Origin of the sequence: Lactiplantibacillus daoliensis (assembly GCF_005405005.1) — a bacterium.
Classification (GTDB): Bacteria; Bacillota; Bacilli; order Lactobacillales; family Lactobacillaceae; genus Lactiplantibacillus; species Lactiplantibacillus daoliensis.
In genome coordinates this window covers 216388-233348 of sequence record NZ_BJDH01000004.1, presented here as the reverse complement: position 1 = coordinate 233348, position 16961 = coordinate 216388, and the positions used below count along the sequence as shown (strand labels likewise).

At 43.8% G+C, this 16961-nt stretch carries 16 protein-coding genes; 12 read left to right on the top strand and 4 right to left on the bottom strand.

Translation table 11 applies throughout. The features are described 5' to 3' along the window. The first annotated feature begins 18 nt into the window (after positions 1 to 18). The 3 genes from FFM64_RS06945 to FFM64_RS06935 all read left to right on the top strand — a co-directional run bounded on the left by FFM64_RS06945 (position 19) and on the right by FFM64_RS06935 (position 3039). The gene (locus tag FFM64_RS06945; protein WP_137607283.1) at positions 19 to 984 is read left to right on the top strand and encodes a ribose-phosphate diphosphokinase; all 966 of its coding nucleotides are present in this window, start codon (positions 19 to 21) and stop codon (positions 982 to 984) included. 391 nt (positions 985 to 1375) lie between these two features. Continuing rightward, entirely contained in the window at positions 1376 to 2677 is a 1302-nt protein-coding gene (locus tag FFM64_RS06940) for a C40 family peptidase (protein WP_137607282.1), read from the top strand. A gap of 158 nt (positions 2678 to 2835) precedes the next feature. Further along, a complete protein-coding gene (locus FFM64_RS06935) occupies positions 2836 to 3039 on the top strand; it encodes a hypothetical protein (protein ID WP_137607281.1) in 204 nt (67 codons plus the stop codon). A gap of 62 nt (positions 3040 to 3101) precedes the next feature. Here FFM64_RS06935 and FFM64_RS06930 read toward each other — a convergent pair whose 3' ends face one another. From FFM64_RS06930 to FFM64_RS06920, 3 genes are all read right to left on the bottom strand, one after another. Beyond that, entirely contained in the window at positions 3102 to 4064 is a 963-nt protein-coding gene (locus FFM64_RS06930) for a diacylglycerol/lipid kinase family protein (protein WP_137607280.1), read from the bottom strand. Between the two features lie 83 nt (positions 4065 to 4147). Then, complete coding sequence (gene rnjA / locus FFM64_RS06925; RefSeq protein WP_137607279.1) at positions 4148 to 5824, bottom strand: ribonuclease J1; 1677 nt, start codon at positions 5822 to 5824, stop codon at positions 4148 to 4150. After that, positions 5821 to 6039: a DNA-directed RNA polymerase subunit epsilon gene (locus FFM64_RS06920; protein ID WP_137607278.1), complete on the bottom strand. Its 219-nt coding sequence runs from the start codon at positions 6037 to 6039 to the stop codon at positions 5821 to 5823. The genes rnjA and FFM64_RS06920 overlap by 4 nt, the downstream gene beginning before the upstream one ends. Positions 6040 to 6312: 273 nt before the next feature. On the opposite strand from FFM64_RS06920, the gene FFM64_RS06915 reads away from it, so the two are divergent. Beyond that, positions 6313 to 6807: a hypothetical protein gene (locus FFM64_RS06915; RefSeq protein WP_137607277.1), complete on the top strand. Its 495-nt coding sequence runs from the start codon at positions 6313 to 6315 to the stop codon at positions 6805 to 6807. 43 nt (positions 6808 to 6850) lie between these two features. Here the strand turns inward: FFM64_RS06915 and def are convergent, their stop codons facing one another. Next, positions 6851 to 7411, bottom strand: a complete 561-nt coding sequence (def, locus tag FFM64_RS06910; protein ID WP_137607276.1) for a peptide deformylase — start codon at positions 7409 to 7411, stop codon at positions 6851 to 6853. 301 nt (positions 7412 to 7712) lie between these two features. On the opposite strand from def, the gene pdhA reads away from it, so the two are divergent. The 8 genes from pdhA (at position 7713) to typA (ending at position 16861) form a co-directional block, all read left to right on the top strand. Then, positions 7713 to 8825, top strand: coding sequence for a pyruvate dehydrogenase (acetyl-transferring) E1 component subunit alpha (gene pdhA / locus FFM64_RS06905; RefSeq protein ID WP_137607275.1), 1113 nt, complete (start codon positions 7713 to 7715; stop codon positions 8823 to 8825). A gap of 1 nt (position 8826) precedes the next feature. Beyond that, the gene (locus FFM64_RS06900) at positions 8827 to 9804 is read left to right on the top strand and encodes an alpha-ketoacid dehydrogenase subunit beta (RefSeq protein WP_137607274.1); all 978 of its coding nucleotides are present in this window, start codon (positions 8827 to 8829) and stop codon (positions 9802 to 9804) included. Positions 9805 to 9860: 56 nt separating this feature from the next. Continuing rightward, positions 9861 to 11171, top strand: coding sequence for a 2-oxo acid dehydrogenase subunit E2 (locus FFM64_RS06895; protein WP_137607335.1), 1311 nt, complete (start codon positions 9861 to 9863; stop codon positions 11169 to 11171). 7 nt (positions 11172 to 11178) lie between these two features. Next, a complete protein-coding gene (lpdA, locus tag FFM64_RS06890) occupies positions 11179 to 12591 on the top strand; it encodes a dihydrolipoyl dehydrogenase (RefSeq protein ID WP_137607273.1) in 1413 nt (470 codons plus the stop codon). Positions 12592 to 12834: 243 nt separating this feature from the next. Continuing rightward, entirely contained in the window at positions 12835 to 13776 is a 942-nt protein-coding gene (locus tag FFM64_RS06885; RefSeq protein WP_137607272.1) for a Rossmann-fold NAD(P)-binding domain-containing protein, read from the top strand. Then, positions 13757 to 14047 carry a UPF0223 family protein gene (locus FFM64_RS06880; RefSeq protein WP_223876919.1) on the top strand — a complete coding sequence of 97 codons (291 nt, stop codon included), beginning with the start codon at positions 13757 to 13759 and terminating at the stop codon, positions 14045 to 14047. The genes FFM64_RS06885 and FFM64_RS06880 overlap by 20 nt, the downstream gene beginning before the upstream one ends. 9 nt (positions 14048 to 14056) lie before the next feature. Further along, positions 14057 to 14833, top strand: a complete 777-nt coding sequence (locus tag FFM64_RS06875; protein ID WP_137607271.1) for an inositol monophosphatase family protein — start codon at positions 14057 to 14059, stop codon at positions 14831 to 14833. 189 nt (positions 14834 to 15022) lie between these two features. Beyond that, positions 15023 to 16861: a translational GTPase TypA gene (gene typA, locus FFM64_RS06870; RefSeq protein ID WP_137607270.1), complete on the top strand. Its 1839-nt coding sequence runs from the start codon at positions 15023 to 15025 to the stop codon at positions 16859 to 16861. Positions 16862 to 16961 lie beyond the last annotated feature (100 nt).

Below are 16961 nucleotides of genomic sequence, written 5' to 3'. Positions count from 1 at the left end.
TATTTTCTGGAGGTTGTTATGTCAGTAGATGAATCAAGTGCCAAACTAAAATTGTTTGCCTTAAATTCTAACTTACCGTTAGCGAAGAAGATTTCGGAACGGGTTGGAATTCCTTTGGGTAAGAGTTCTGTGAAACGGTTTAGCGACGGTGAAATTCAAATTAATATTGAAGAAAGCATTCGTGGTGCGGAAGTCTTTGTTGTTCAATCGATCTCGGAACCCGTCAATGATACTATTCTTGAATTGTTGATTATGATTGATGCGTTACGCCGTGCCAGTGCCAGTGAGATTAACGTGGTTATTCCTTATTATGGCTACTCACGTCAAGATCGTAAGGCTCGGTCACGTGAACCAATCACGGCTAAGCTAATTGCGACGTTGTTGGAAAAAGATCGTGCTACCAGAATTTTAACGATTGATTTGCACGCAGCTCAAATTCAAGGATTCTTTGATATTCCAGTTGATCATTTGTTAGCCGCACCGATTCTAGCGGGTTACTTCAAAGACCGTGGTATTACGGATAATCTAGTGGTTGTTTCGCCGGATCATGCGGGTGTTTCACGGGCACGAAAAATGGCAGAATTATTAGGGGCACCAATTGCAATCATTGATAATCGCCACCCGGACAATGATAATATGGTTCCAAATAGTATTATTGGGGATGTTCAAGGACGGATTGCCATTGTGATTGATGACATGATTGATACGGGGACGCGTTTTGACGTTTCGGCCACTGCCCTGAAACAGGCGGGTGCTGCCAAAGTTTATGGTTGTGCCACCCATGCGATCTTCTCACAAGATGCGCCAGAAAAATTACAAGCCTCTGATTTAGAAAAAGTCATCGTGACGGATACCATTCAGATTCCGGCGGCCAAGCAGTTTGGAAAGTTAGTTCAGCTTTCAGTGGGACCGTTGTTGGGTGATGCAATTAAATTAGTTCATGAGCAACAACCAGTCGATAGTTTATTTGATCCAAAAATTTAAGTATTTTGACAAGCAAGTTCCTTAATTGGAGCTTGTTTTTTTTATATTAATTTTTAATAAAATTGGTAAGGCTTAATTAATTGAATGCTGGTACCGTTTTCGTTGATCTTGTTAAAAGTTGGCCTACCAAATTGTTGTCAAAAGACAATCCAGGTAAACATTGATTTGACGGGAATACAGCCAAGCTTGGTGTTAACAACTAGTTTTCAAAGTAAACACACAGTTTCATAAAAAAATAAGTGATTCTGGTTTGCATTTTCGTAAGATGTGCTACAATGAAGTTATGATTTATCTAAGCTATTAAGATTTTCTTAAGAAGTCTGTATGCCACAGCTAGTTATTATCATATTACAGGTAAGAGAGTTTCAATTTCACTAAAGGAGTGAACTTAATGTCACAAGCACATACAACGGGCAAGGTTCTAGCCGGTACGGTTGGTGCCGTTGGTTTATTGCTTGCCACAGGACAAGCTGCCAATGCTGCTTCAGTTACCGTTAAACAAAACGATACGGTTTGGAGCCTCGCACAGCAACATGGTGTCTCGATTAAGAGTGTTGAAAAGTTAAATGCAAAGGCTCTTAATGGTAATTCCAATTTAATTTTCGTGGGTCAAAAGTTACAAATTAGTGGTGAATCCTCATCATCAGCAGCAAAAGGTACATATACCGTAAAAGCTGGCGATACTTTATGGGATTTAGCAGCTAAGTATCAAATGTCAGTTCAGAACTTACAAAAGCTCAACGGGTTGTCGAGTGATTTGATCGTTGTTGGTCAAAATCTTCAAGTTTCTGGTACTGCCAAAGCAACTCAAACGACTGAAACATCCAAGCCAGCAACGAGTGCTGCTGCAACTACTGATGAGGCAGCTAGTGCATCCAGCGCGTCAAGTTCAACCGCTAGCGAAAGTACGGAAGTTCAGGATTCCGTCAGCACTGCTTCAGCTTCTTCAAGCACAACAACGAGTGCGAGCGCCGTTTCAACCGAAGAGAGCTCAACAGTTCTGCATGAAGTTGCCTATGCACCTGCTGCATCAAGCACTAGCGAAAGTAGCAGTACGGTTTCATCACAAGCAACCAGTGACTCAAGCACCCAAGTTTCGTCTGCTGCGAGTCAAGGTAGTACGGCTGCCAGTGAAAGTAATTCGACTGCGTCACAAAGTAACACAAGCAATGCTGTTAGCCAAAGTAGCACAAGTACGGCTTCTCAAAGCAACTCATCAGCTGCAACGAGCAGTACAACTTCTGCAGCAACGTCGTCAGCATCACAGGCCAATTCAACTGCCACTAATAACAATAGTAGCAGTACATCAACCAATAATAATGCCAATTTGAGTTCCGGCTCAGTCACAGGTTTGGCACTGCAATTGGCACAGGCTAACATTCCATATGTTTGGGCTGGCGGGACATTATCTGGGATGGATTGTTCTGGGTTAGTTGCTTACGTTTATCAGCATGCAGCTGGCATTACTTTGCCACACAATACGGTTGCGCAAGAAAACTTTGTTTCAAAGCATTCAGTAGCAGATGCCCAACCAGGGGATATTTTATTCTGGGGTGCAGCTGGTGCAACCTATCATGATGCGATTTATCTAGGTAACAATCAGTTCGTCGCTGCTCCAACTGAAGGTCAGAACGTTAAAGTTCAATCCATTACTTCTGACTTTATGCCAAGTTTCGCCGGTACCGTTAAATAATTAAGTTTTTTGTTCACGTTAACAGCCAGCTTCCTACGTTTAGTGGGCTAGCTTGGCTGTTTTCGTGTTTTGTGATTTATTAATGCTTGGAATTGTGTTATATTAATTCTGCTGTTTTTTTATTAATCACAGATAATTGTTTTGAAGGAGTGTTTTAAGTGAGTAACAGATTTGAGATCCTGGAAGAATACCAACAGGCGAATACGGAACTAGATCGTTTGAAGGGGTTGGCGATGCGTCAACGGGATCGCTCACGGGTGATTACGATCTATCCGCACTTGCAAGAGCGGGTCAGTCATCTTTCCCAAAAATGTGAACAGCTTGATATGCTGCTCGAAGCAATTAATGCTTCTGAAGACTAAAAGTCAGTTAAAAGGCGTTCCAACCTGTAACTTCAGTTACGAGTTGGAACGCCTTTTTGTGTTTAATGATGATCATGAATACTGGTGTCAATCCAAAATGGATAGGTTTGGGTAGAAAGGTATAGATCGTAATTACGATTACCAATCGTTTGACCATCCATTTGGCCAACTTCGACGGAATTGACCAGTAGATGAAGCTTGTCACTACGATAATGATGCACAAACCGTGAATTTAAATGCCGGCCACCCATCAGTAATAGGAGGAACAACCATAAAATAATCCACCAATGTGGTTCTTCAATCACAATCAGCTCTAATTGGTGATCATGAATATTGGCTTGTGGCAAAATTTTGACCCCGCCACCAAAATAAGGATGATTTGAAGCGGTACAAAGAAAAGCATGCCGATACTGGTCACGCTCGCGTCCCACGTGCACGGTGAGGGGATAACCCTCTTGTTGAGAATAGGCTTTGAGTGCATTGCTTAAATATGCCCAATGTCCCAGTTTGCCTTTTTTCTTGCTCCGATTAGTATCATCGACGATTTGAGCATCAAAGCCAATGCCCACATTATTGACGAAATAGCGATGGTCGTTTTTTAAAGTTTCATGATAGTAACCGATACTGAGTGGTCGCGCTCGCATGTTGTTGAGAATTTGTGCGAGTGCGATTGCTGGATCGGTTGCCATGCCTAAGCCTCTTGCAAAATCATTTCCTGAACCAGCAGGAATATAGGCGAGTGGCATTGGATCGTTACTTGGCACTTGCATTAAACCATTGAGCGCTTCATTCAAGGTTCCGTCACCACCAATGACTAATAAGACGGTGGTGATGTTTTTGGTCGACTGACGCCGCGCTTCGGCGAATCGGGTTGCCAAGCGAGTGGTATGGCCGGCATATTCCGACACCCGTGACTCAAAAACGATTTGGCGTTGTTCGAGCAGGGGTTTGACGATTTCCCAAACCGTCTTACCTTGGCCAGATCCAGCCAACTCATTAATAATAATGTCGTATTCAGTCGTCAAATTTACACCTCACTAAGATCGGGCCAACAGTTAACTGACCCTTACACCACAAAAAGCCGGAACAGGATCGTTCCGGCAGGTGATTAATTCATGATTAACATCGGTAAAATCATTGGATGCCGCTCAGTCTTATCGAACAAGAAACTTTGTAGGTCATCAATAATCGCGTTACGAATGGTCGCCTCACTGGCTTTGTCGCTCTTCATCTTCCGACGAATGGTACGGAAGACATGACGGCGAGCCTCATTGATTAAGTCGCCAGATTCACGCATGTAAACGAATCCGCGCGAGAGAATATCTGGACCAGCTTGAATTTCTTTTTTCTTAAGATCAATTGTTGCCACGACGACAACCAAGCCTTCTTCTGAAAGAACTTGGCGATCCCGTAACACAACGTTGCCAATATCACCGATTCCAGAACCGTCAACATAAACGTCGCCAGCACCAAAATGGCCAGCAACTCGGGCAGAATCCTTAGTTAGGGCAAGCACATCACCATTTTCCAGGATGAAGCTGTGGTCTAATGGCACGCCACATTGTTCAGCTAGCTCGGTATGAATCTTTAACATCCGGTATTCCCCATGAATTGGCATAAAGAACTTAGGCTTCATCAAACGAAGCATTAGTTTTTGTTCCTCTTGGCCACCATGACCGGAAGTATGGATGTTATTGACTTTACCATGAATGACATGTGCACCAGCTTCTTCAAGTTCGTTGATGACGTGGTTCACGCTGAGCGTGTTCCCGGGAATCGGCGAACTTGAGAAGATGACGGTATCACCAGGTTGAACTGAGATCTGACGATGAGTCCCGTTGGCAATCCGTGAAAGGGCAGCCATCGGTTCACCTTGAGAACCGGTACATAAAATCATGACTTTGTTGGCGGGTAATGACTTGATGTCGTTAGCGTCAACGATGGCTTCATCTGGAATGTTTAAGTATCCCAGTTCACGTCCGTTAACGATTGCCGCTTCCATACTGCGACCAAAGACCGCAATTTTACGATGGTGTTCCAGTGCCACTTGAGCTGCTTCTTGAATCCGAGAAATATTGGAAGCGAAGGTGGCAAAAATAATGCGGCCTTCCACGCCTTCAAAGATGTGTCGGATTGATTGTGCAACCCAGCGTTCTGACTTCGTAAAGATTGGTCGTTCAGCGTTAGTACTATCAGATAGCAACGCCAACACGCCTCGTTCGCCGAGGTGTGCCATGCGTTGCAAGTTCGGTGGCTGATTCGTAATGGGTGTCAGATCGAACTTATAATCACCGGTTTCCACAATGGTACCAGGTGGTGTTTGGACGGCAATCCCTAGCGTATCTGGAATTGAGTGAGTCGTTCTGAAGAAGGAAACGCGCGTTTTACGGAATTTCAACACTGAATCTTCGTTGATTTCGTGTAATTCGGTCGTCTTCAAGAGACCATGTTCTTCCAGCTTACCTTTAATCAAGGCTAAGGCTAGGGGACCGGCATAGATTGGCACGTTGATTTGTTGGAGTAGGAAAGGAATTCCACCAATGTGATCTTCGTGTCCGTGCGTAATCACCAATGCTTTTATTTTTTGCTGATTTGCAACTAGATAAGAATAATCTGGGATAACATAATCAATTCCGAGAAGTTCGTCTTCAGGGAACTTGATACCAGCATCGATCAGAATAATCTCGTCCTGAAATTGGATACCATAAGTATTTTTCCCAATTTCTCCTAAACCGCCGACTGCAAAAACAGCGGTTTCGTTATTTTTGACGTTTAACCGTTTCATTTATTAAACTCCGTTAGTTGATACTCTGGATTTTCTTGTTCGTAATCCAAGAAGTGACCTTCTAACGGTTCGATAAATTCAATGTTGAATTCAGTGTTGTCTTCGACCAGAGCGCGGGCATCAACTTCAGTCTCAGCTTCGAGATAAAGTGAGTGCGTGTTTTCGCGTTGTGGGTTCCGTTTTTTGGTTTCTTGGTAGTAAACTTTGTAAATCATTAACAAAACTCCTTATAAAAATATTTACTCAGAACTGAAAGTCTAAGTAGTAGCAAAAATAAAAGTTTGATCCGTACACCAGGTTGTGTAAACACAACAATTATCTTTCATTTTAGCATAATTTGACGGAGGTGTATACAATGTTAACTTTCTTCAAAAATGAGTTGGTCTGGTGTAAATTTTTTTATTAAACATGCTATGCTAATAACAGAATAATTTGGACGCATAAAGCCGTTTTGTGAAAAAAAGTACAATAAATGTGAGGGATGTCTAATGGGTAAGTGGCTAATCATACTGATTGGGTTAATCTTAGCCGTCAGTGTATATGAAGTCTTGCGCCGACAAGTTTTGAAACGGACGGCGTTGAAAATTAGGCTAGGTGGCCAACGAACAGTCGACCAAGCAATGGTGGTGTGCTTGGCCAAATTAAGTAGTGTGTCGAAAGCGCAGCAAGTTGGTGGCGAACTCCATTCGGTGCCGGTTGCGGATGTTTGGGGCCGTGGCGTGATGGCGTTTGAGTATGTGATTGACGCGCCGGGAATGTTGACTGCGGATTTGGCAGAGGTACGTCGGCTCCTGAATAATCAACTACAAGTTTATGCTCGCGACGAGCGGGTTGCTGCTTATCAAAACGCTGGCCCAGCATTACGCGTGACGGACACTTGGTTACGTGATGGGCAACTACATCTAGATGTCGCTTATTTAATGAATGAAGCCACCTTAGAATATTTGGAAGATTTACGGCGCTTGAATCATGAAGCCAAATAAAAAAGCTTAGGCCATTTGCGGTCTAAGCTTTTTTATTTGGCAATTACGAAATTAATACGAGGTCATCTTCAGCGGCAAATGGATTATGACTGTTGATATGATCATAAAACAGGATGCCATGTAAGTGATCGATTTCATGTTGGCAAACGATGGCTGGGTAATTCTTCAAGCGAATCTTTTTTTGCTCGCCAGCCATATTATAGTAGCGTAATGTAATCCGGTCGTGGCGAATAACGTAGCCAGAGATGTCACGATCAACGGATAAACAACCTTCACCTTCAGTTAAGGCACCGGTTTGAACCGAGTGACTGATGATGACTGGGTTAATGATGACATCTTTAAAAATGGGTTTGTTACTATCGTCTTCTGCAGGGACTAGCACGGCGGCCATTTGTTTAGAAACGTCTACTTGTGGTGCAGCTAAACCGACCCCAGCACGCAGGCCATATTTTTTGGCCAATTCAGGATCTTGGCTATTTTCCAAGTAAGCCATCATGTCGTTAGCTAACGTTTGGTCAGCATCACTCAATGGGAATTCAACTGGCTTGGCTTCCGCGCGTAATGTGTCGTTACCTTCGCGGATGATATCTCTCATCTTAATCAACCTAAATTACCTCCAAAACAAATTCTACGATCCGAACTGACAAGCAGTTCAATCCTCCAAATAAGTTTAGCATAACTAAAAATGAAAATGTAGAATGATTCTCGAAAAAGTATGAAAGTCAACTCACATTACAAATGAAAACATTCACAATCATTTTTGAGTGAAAAGCTGTTATTTAGCGATTTGAAAGGGCTTGCAAAAATTGAAAACCAATGGTAAATTAGACTTGTGATTATGAAAACGATTACGGACCGATGGCTAATCATCGAGTCTGTACGTTCATGAAAGGGATGTGTCATTTATGGACAACGAAAAACCAATTGTTGATTTTGGTGCGATCCGGGATGCACTTGGAAAAGATTTCAAACCAGTACAAGTGATCGATGGTCAAGCTAACGTCGTCAACCAAGCAATTGTCTCTAAATATTCAAATGATCAATTAGTCGATTTTCTGAAGCTGATGATCTGGGAACGGACTTTGCACCAGCGCTCGAATGCGTTGACTCGTCAAGGTCGCCTTGGCTTCTATGCTCCAACAGAAGGTCAAGAAGCTAGTGAAATGGGGAGTAATTCCGCGATGAAGTCTACCGACGTTTTAATGCCGGCTTATCGTGATATTCCACAATTAATTCAACATGGCTTACCTGTTTACAAAGCTTTCTTATGGTCACGTGGTCATGTCTTGGGTAATGAATACCCAGAAGACTTGCACGCAATGCCACCACAAATTATTATCGGTGCACAATATATTCAAGCTGCCGGGGTTGCACTCGGGATCAAGAAGAATGGCACTGAAGATAAAGTTGCCTATAGTTATACCGGTGATGGTGGGACATCGCAAGGGGACTTCTATGAAGGAATGAACTTTGCTGGTGCCTTCCAAGCACCAGCAGTCTTCATCGTCCAAAATAATGGTTATGCTATTTCTGTCCCACGTCGCAAGCAAACTGCTGCCAAGACTTTGGCGCAAAAAGCGGTTGCTGCTGGGATCCCAAGTGTTCAAGTTGATGGGATGGACTTCTTAGCTGTCCATGAAGTCACCAAGGCTGCACGGGAATACGCTGCTGCTGGCAATGGTCCTGTGATGATTGAAACCTTAACTTATCGTTTCGGACCACATACCAATGCTGGTGATGATCCTAAACGTTACCGGACTAAGGAAGAAGAACAACCATGGTTTGACAATGATCCATTAATTCGTTATCGCAAGTACCTTACAGATCAAGGTGTTTGGTCTGAAGATCTTGAAAATGAGTATGTTGAACAAGTTAAAGCAGACATTAAAGCCGCTGTTAAACAAGCGGATGAAGCACCTAAGCAAAAAATGACCGAATTCTTGGAGAATGTCTTTGAAGAAAAGCCACAAAACATTCAACAACAAATTACGGAATACCAAGCAAAGGAGTCGAAGTAACATGTCAAAGAAAACATATATTCAAGCGATTACCGATGCACTTCGATTAGAATTAGGGTCTGACGAAAAGACGTTAATTTTTGGTGAAGACGTTGGTAAAAACGGTGGGGTTTTCCGGGCAACTGATGGTCTTCAAGCTGAATTTGGTGAAGATCGGGTCTTCGATACACCTTTAGCTGAATCTGGTATTGGTGGCTTGTCCATTGGGTTAGCTTTGGAAGGTTTCCGTCCCGTTCCAGAAATTCAATTCTTAGGTTTCATTTTTGAAACGATGGATTCAATTGCTGGTCAAATGTCACGTGAACGTTTCCGGACTGGCGGCACACGTCATATGCCAATCACCATTCGGTCACCTTATGGTGGTGGGACTCATACACCAGAAATGCATGCCGATTCGTTGGAAGGTTACTTAGCACAAATCCCTGGGTTGCGGGTGGTTACACCATCTAACCCATATGATGCAAAAGGATTACTTATTTCATCAATTCGGAATAACGATCCAGTTTTCTTCCTAGAAAACTTGAAGTTATACCGGTCAATGAAAGCTGACATTCCAGATGAAGCTTACACGGTACCGTTGGATAAAGCTAACGTTGTCCGTGAAGGGACCGACATTACGTTGATCGCTTATAGTGCTCAAGTCAATCAATCTTTGAAAGTTGCTGAAAAGCTTGAAAAAGAAGGCATTTCAGTTGAAGTCGTTGATTTGCGGACTTTGTCACCACTCGATGAAGACACCATTTTGAAGTCTGTTCAGAAGACAGGCCGGGCAGTCGCGATTCAAGAAGCCCAACGTCAAGCAGGGATTGCTGCTAACGTGGCCTCACTGATTGCTGAAAAAGGTGCTTTATACTTGAGTGCACCAGTTGGTCGAGTTTCAGCTCCAGATACGGTTTATCCATTCGGGTTGGCTGAAGACGACTGGCTACCTGCCGAAGATGAAATTGAAGCAAAAACCCGTGAAATTTTAAACTATTAAAAATTTTGCGCATCGAAAACAACCAATAGTTGGTTGCAATGAAAGGAAGTTATCCAATGGCTTACGAGTTTAAATTACCAGAGCTTGGCGAAGGCCTAGAAGAAGGCGAAATTGCCACTTGGCTCGTTAAACCTGGCGATCAAGTCAAGGAAGACGATTCTCTAGTTGAGATTCAAAACGATAAATCTGTTGAAGAATTACCATCACCTGTTGATGGGAAAATTGTAAAAATCTTAGTTCCAGAAGGCGAAACTGCTAAAATCGGTGACGTCATCGTGGAAATTGATGATGGTTCTGGAGATAATGCAGAACCCGCTGCGGCACCGGCTGAAAATGCAACCGCTGACAAACCGGCTACACCAGCACCCGCTGCGACAGAAGCCGCACCAGCTCCTGCGGCCAGTGCACCCGTTGCACCAGCTGATCCAAACAAACGGATCTTAGCGATGCCATCAGTTCGGCAATATGCACGTGACAAAGATATTGATATTTCACAAGTCGTTGCCACTGGTGCTCATGGTCAGATCACGAAACAAGATATTGACAATTATACTGGCGCACCCGCAGCAACCGGTTCACAAGTTGCGCCTGCTGCTCAAGCGGCCGCACCCGCAGCTGCTCCAGCACCAGAACCAGTTAAACCATACGTTTCTGACACACCAGAGTTAGAAACCCGCGAAAAGATGACGCCAATTCGGAAGGCCATCTCGAAAGCCATGGTTAATAGTAAGCACACCGCACCACATGTCACCTTATTTGATGAAGTTGAAGTGACAGCTTTGATGGATCATCGTAAGAAGTACAAGACAATTGCTGCAGATCGTGATATTCATTTGACGTTCTTGCCATACTTTGTCAAGGCTTTGGTTGCAGTGTTGCAACAATTCCCAGAATTCAATGCGTCAATTGACGATGCTAACAAAGAAATTGTTTACAAGCATTACTACAATATTGGGGTCGCAACGGACACTGATCGAGGCTTGTTAGTACCAAATATCAAGCATGCCGAAGGTAAAGGTTTATTTGCTATTGCCAAGGAAATTACTGACAATACGCAAAAAGCTTACGACGGTAAATTGAAGGCCAACGAAATGAGTGGTGCCTCAATTACGATTAGTAACATTGGTTCAATAGGTGGCGGCTGGTTTACACCGGTTATTAACCAACCAGAAGTTGCTATTTTAGGTGTTGGTCGGATCGGTAAAGAACCATATGTCAACGATGATGGCGAAATTGTCGTTGGTAAGATGCAAAAATTGTCCTTAAGTTTCGACCACCGTTTAATCGATGGTGCAACCGCTCAAAAAGCGATGAACTTATTGAAGCAATTGTTGCATGATCCAGAATTACTTTTGATGGAAGGATGAGGTCAGAATGGTTGTAGGAGATTTTGCTGAAGAACGCGATACAATGATCGTTGGTGCGGGTCCTGGTGGCTACGTTGCCGCGATTCGGGCCGCTGAACTCGGTCAAAAAGTGACTGTCGTTGAAAAAGAATATGTTGGTGGGGTTTGCTTGAACGTGGGCTGTATTCCATCGAAAGCCTTGATCAGTGCTGGTCATCGGCTCCAAGAAGTCAAAGATAGTAAAATCTTTGGGATTAAAAACATTCAAGACCCAGTCTTAGACTTTAAGACGACTCAAGATTGGAAAGATCATCAAGTTGTTGACCGCTTAACTGGCGGGGTTAAGATGTTATTAAAGAAGCATAAGGTCGAAGTCGTTGAAGGAGAAGCCTACATGCACGATAACCATACGTTACGTGTTATGAATGGCGACCACACGGGTCAAACTTATAAATTTAAGCATCTAATTATCGCGACTGGTTCTCGTCCAGTTGAAATTCCTGGATTCAAGTTTAATGGCCGGGTAGTAGATTCTACCGGTGGTTTGAACTTGCCAGAAGTGCCAAAAGAATTAGTTGTCATTGGTGGCGGCTATATTGGTTCTGAATTAGCCGGTGCCTACGCTAACCTTGGTGCGCACGTGACGATTCTTGAAGGAACGCCACAAATCTTGCCAAACTTTGAAAAAGACATGGTTAAATTAGTCTTGAAGAGTTTCAAAGATAAGGGTGTCACTGTTGTGACAAACGCAATGGCAAAGAACTCGGAACAAGATGATAACGGTGTCACGGTTACTTATGAAGTCGATGGCAAGGAACAATCCGTTCGTGCTGACTACTGCATGGTTACTGTTGGTCGTCGGCCTAACACCGATGATATGGGGCTTGAATACACGGATGTCAAATTGACAGACCGTGGGTTGATTGAAGTTGATCAACAAGGCCGGACTGCTGCACAAGACATCTTTGCGATTGGGGATATTGTTGCTGGTCCAGCATTGGCTCACAAAGCCTTCGCAGAAGGTAAAGTTGCTGCTGGTGCCATCAGTGGTAAGAAGACCGCTAACGATTATGTTTCTGTGCCAGCCGTATGTTTCACAGATCCTGAATTGGCAACGGTGGGGATGACTAAGGCAGAGGCTGAAAAAGCTGGTTTGAGTGTCACCACCTCGAAATTCCCATTTGCTGGGAATGGTCGTGCCATTTCATTGAACTCGATGGAAGGTTTCTTCCGTCTCGTTTCAACGAAGGATGAAGGCACCATTGTTGGGGCACAAATCGCTGGTCCTGGTGCGAGTGACTTGATTTCTGAATTAAGTGTCGCCGTTAATGGCAGCATGAACGTTGAAGATTTAGCTTTGACAATTCATCCACATCCAACCTTGGGCGAAGTTGTCCAAGAAGCTGCAGATGTTGCGATGGGTTACCCAACGCATATCTAAGCGTGATTAATTAAAGATTAAATTCAGAAGTTTGAGGCTTAACGGTCTCAAACTTTTGTTTTGCTCATGACAGCACGGGGCATTTAGCGTTATTTAGGACTGTCATGAGCGTACATAAAAATAACTTTCGTGACTGGCTGACAAGCTTGTTCAAGTTGTCATAATGGTCAAGATTTACTTAAACTTTACTTGAATAAGTTGACAGCTCGGGTACAATTATTAGCGAAAGTGGGGAGAAATTTCATGAACAATACTGTTATTATTCGTGGTTTATTTGAATTTGTACAACAACTCATTTTGATTGCGATGGCGAAAGATTTGCCATTGAACTTGATCGTTGCGGCTGAGGCCGACGAAGCACCGCGTTACCAATCATTGATTACCGCTAGTTCTGCTTGTCGCCGTTTTACCTTACAGACGCCTGCAAAACCTGATTATTCACAAGCCGATACGCTTATTATTGGCAATTTAGTCCCATTGGCCGCTGACAGAGATGTTGAGGCTGACTTAAAGGCAACATTGCCGCTTTTCCGTCAATTTATCAATGCCGCCATGGCAGCCGGGTTTAATGGCAAGTTAGTTCTAACTGGTAGCAATGACTCAGTCTTGAGTGTCTTAGCGGCGCGTTTTAGTGGTGTTGATCATCAACGGGTGCTTGGACTCGGTACTTTGCCACAGAGTCGGTTGCTAGAACGACTTTTGCAAGACCAATTAAGTGTTGGCGCCAACGATGTGCATGCCTTTGTGGTTGGGACCGCCCGTGAGCATTTGATTTCTTGGAGTCGTTCTTATATTGGCCCAGCTCCCGTTTTGACTTACTTGGCGAATCAAGATATTAGTTTTGGCGCCGATGAAATGGGTGCCGATCAAGAACGAATTGATGAGCCAGCGATTGTTACCAATCAAACGTTGAGTGTGTTAGCATTGGTACAAGTCTTACGCGCGTTTTATGATCAAGCACCGTTTATCGGCACGGTTACAAATGTGCAGGACACGACCGATGATCAATTGGTGGGCTTGTCTTCACCAGTTTTGATCAGTGCCAACGGTATCAAACGTTTGGCTGACATGGTTTTATCAGACGAAGAACAAAAAGAATACGCGGAAATCGCTGGTGAAGTTCGCCACGATTTAGACCGTGTTGAAGCAGGGGAGTTTGATCAAAATGACAATGAACAGGCCTGAGAATTATCAATATCCATTGAATGACGCTTGGACGACCGCCGAAATTATTACGGTGAGCAAGTTTTATGAACAGATTGAAGCCGCCAATGATAGTAGTGTGCCCACAGCAGAATTATTAGCAGCGTATCGCGCTTTTAAAACGATTGTCACCGCTAAATCAGAAGAGAAGCAACTGGGGCGTGCTTTTGAAGCGGCGTCTGGCTTAAGCATCTACAAAACGATGCAAGCGGCACAAACGACCGACAAACAGCGTTTTCAATATCGAGACTAGGTGAAGCAAGTGGCAATCACAACATTACAACAATTAAATGACACCGTGCAGGGGTTACTTCAAGAAGCTCGGACACACGTCTTGGCTCAGATGGGGACCCAGTTAACGGTCGCTCAAAAGACTAGTCGCAAAGATTTGGTGACTAATGTTGACAAGAGTAACGAGGACTTTTTAGTCCATGGGTTGCGCCAACTAGATCCGCATGCCCAAATTCTTGGCGAAGAAGGTTTAGGCGACAACGTGACGTCAATGGCTGGACATGTTTGGATCGTGGACCCCATTGATGGGACCATGAATTTTGTGCATCAGCGCGACCACTTTGCCATGATGATTGGGTATTATATTGACGGTGAACCAACGCTGGGATATATCTATGATGTGATGGCGGATCGGTTGTTTGCTGGTGGCCCTGAACTAGGTGTGACGGTCAATTCAAAGCCACTAAAGGCGCCGGCTGACCTGGCCTTGGCTGATGGGTTGTTTGGTGCCAGTGGGCCGTTACTTATTCACGATCGTTATGCGATGCAGGCGATCGCACATGCTAGTTTAGGCCCAAGAATTATGGGTAGTGCTGGCATTCAGATTAGTCAAGTCTTAGCTGGCGAATTGGTCGGTTACCTGTCTTATCTACGCCCATGGGACTTTGCTGCCGGGCGAGTGTTAGCTGAAACGTTAGGGCTGGTTGTTTCACAAGTTGACGGCAAGCCCGTAAATATGTTATCATCTGGTGCTGTACTAATAGCGACTAAAAGTGCGCAACGTGCTATTTTGACAATTGTCAGATGAACGGTGTGACTGTGACCCATCCGTCACAGTTTTTTTATGCCAATTGATGAAAGCCGATGAAAACGGCATTACGCGTCAATCAAGGCGCACGTGTCACTTGATAGTAATGCCAGATTGTATTAATATATGTAAGATTTCTGCTATCAATCGGATAGTTAGAATTTTTGAAGGATGAAAGGAAGATCAATTTTGAAATTTAGAGATGATATCCGCAACATTGCCATTATTGCCCACGTTGACCATGGTAAGACAACCTTGGTTAACGAAATGCTTAAACAATCGGATACCTTAGATGAACACGTCCAGATTGATGATCGGGCGATGGACACTAATGCCATTGAAAAGGAACGCGGTATCACGATCCTTTCAAAGAACACGGCCGTACGTTACGGCGACAAACAAATTAACATTTTGGATACACCAGGACATGCTGACTTCGGTGGTGAAGTTGAACGGATCATGCGCATGGTCGATGGGGTCTTATTAGTTGTTGATGCTTTTGAAGGGACAATGCCACAAACGCGTTTCGTCTTGAAAAAGGCCTTGGAACAACATTTGACGCCTATCGTGGTTATCAATAAGATTGACCGCCCAGGTGCTCGTCCTGAAGAAGTTGTTGACGAAGTCTTAGACCTATTCATCGAATTAGGCGCTGACGAATCTCAATTAGACTTCCCAGTTGTTTACGTTTCAGCTTTAAACGGGACTTCAAGCTACGAATCAGATCCCAAAAAACAAGAACACACCATGAAACCAGTCTTCGATACCATTATCAAGACGATTCCAGCACCAATTGACAACTCCGACGAATCATTACAATTCCAAGTTGCTTTACTTGATTATAATGACTATGTTGGTCGTGTTGGGATTGGCCGGGTCTTCCGTGGAACCATCAAAGTTGGTGACAGTGTTGCTGTTATGAAGCTTGACGGTAGCAAGAAGAACTTCCGGGTCACTAAGTTATTCGGTTTCTTCGGTTTACAACGTTTGGAAATCAACGAAGCCCACGCTGGTGACTTGGTTGCCGTTTCCGGGATGGAAGATATTAACGTTGGTGAAACGGTTGCTGATTCAAGTAACCCAGAAGCTTTACCAATCTTACGGATCGATGAACCAACCTTACAAATGACATTTGGAACGAACTCTTCACCTTTTGCCGGTAAAGAAGGTAAATTCGTGACTGCTCGTCAATTGGAATTACGTTTGAAGTCAGAATTGGAAACAGATGTGTCATTGCGTGTTGACGATACTGACGAACCTGGTTCATGGGTCGTTTCTGGTCGTGGGGAATTGCATTTGTCAATCTTAATCGAAACGTTACGGCGTGAAGGTTATGAATTACAAGCATCTCGTCCAGAAGTTATCTATCGTGATGTTGAAGGTGTTCGGAGCGAACCATTCGAATCCGTTCAAATCGATACACCAGATGAATATACCGGTGCCATCATTGATACCTTGTCACAACGTAAGGGTGAAATGAAGAACATGGAAAGTACTGGGAATGGTCAAACTCGTTTGACTTTCTTAGCACCTTCACGTGGCTTGATCGGTTACTCAACTGAATTCTTATCATTAACGCGTGGTTACGGTATCATGAACCATACGTATGCTAAGTATGCCCCAGTTATTAAGAACTGGAACCCTGGCCGTCGGAATGGTGCCTTAGTTTCAATTAACCAAGGTAAGACCACGACGTACGCTACGATGGGTATCGAAGAACGTGGGACGATCTTTGTTGACCCAGGTACTGATGTCTATGAAGGGATGATTGTTGGTCAAAACAGCCGTGAAAATGATATTTCAGTTAATATCACTAAAGGTAAGAACATGACCAACGTTCGTTCATCAAACAAGGACTTGACTGCAACAATCAAGACGCCTACTCATTTGACACTTGAAGAATCATTGGAATTCTTGAACAGTGACGAATACTGTGAAATCACACCAGAACACGTCCGTTTACGTAAGACGATTCTGAACACGAATTCACGTGAAAAAGAAGCCAAGAAACGTAAGATGGCTAAATAAGCTGATTCACGTTTCTTCAAAGCACGACTCCGTAAAAGGGGTCGTGCTTTTTTTGCAATCATGTGTCAATTAAGTGCCCGGAGTGTGGAGACTAAATGCG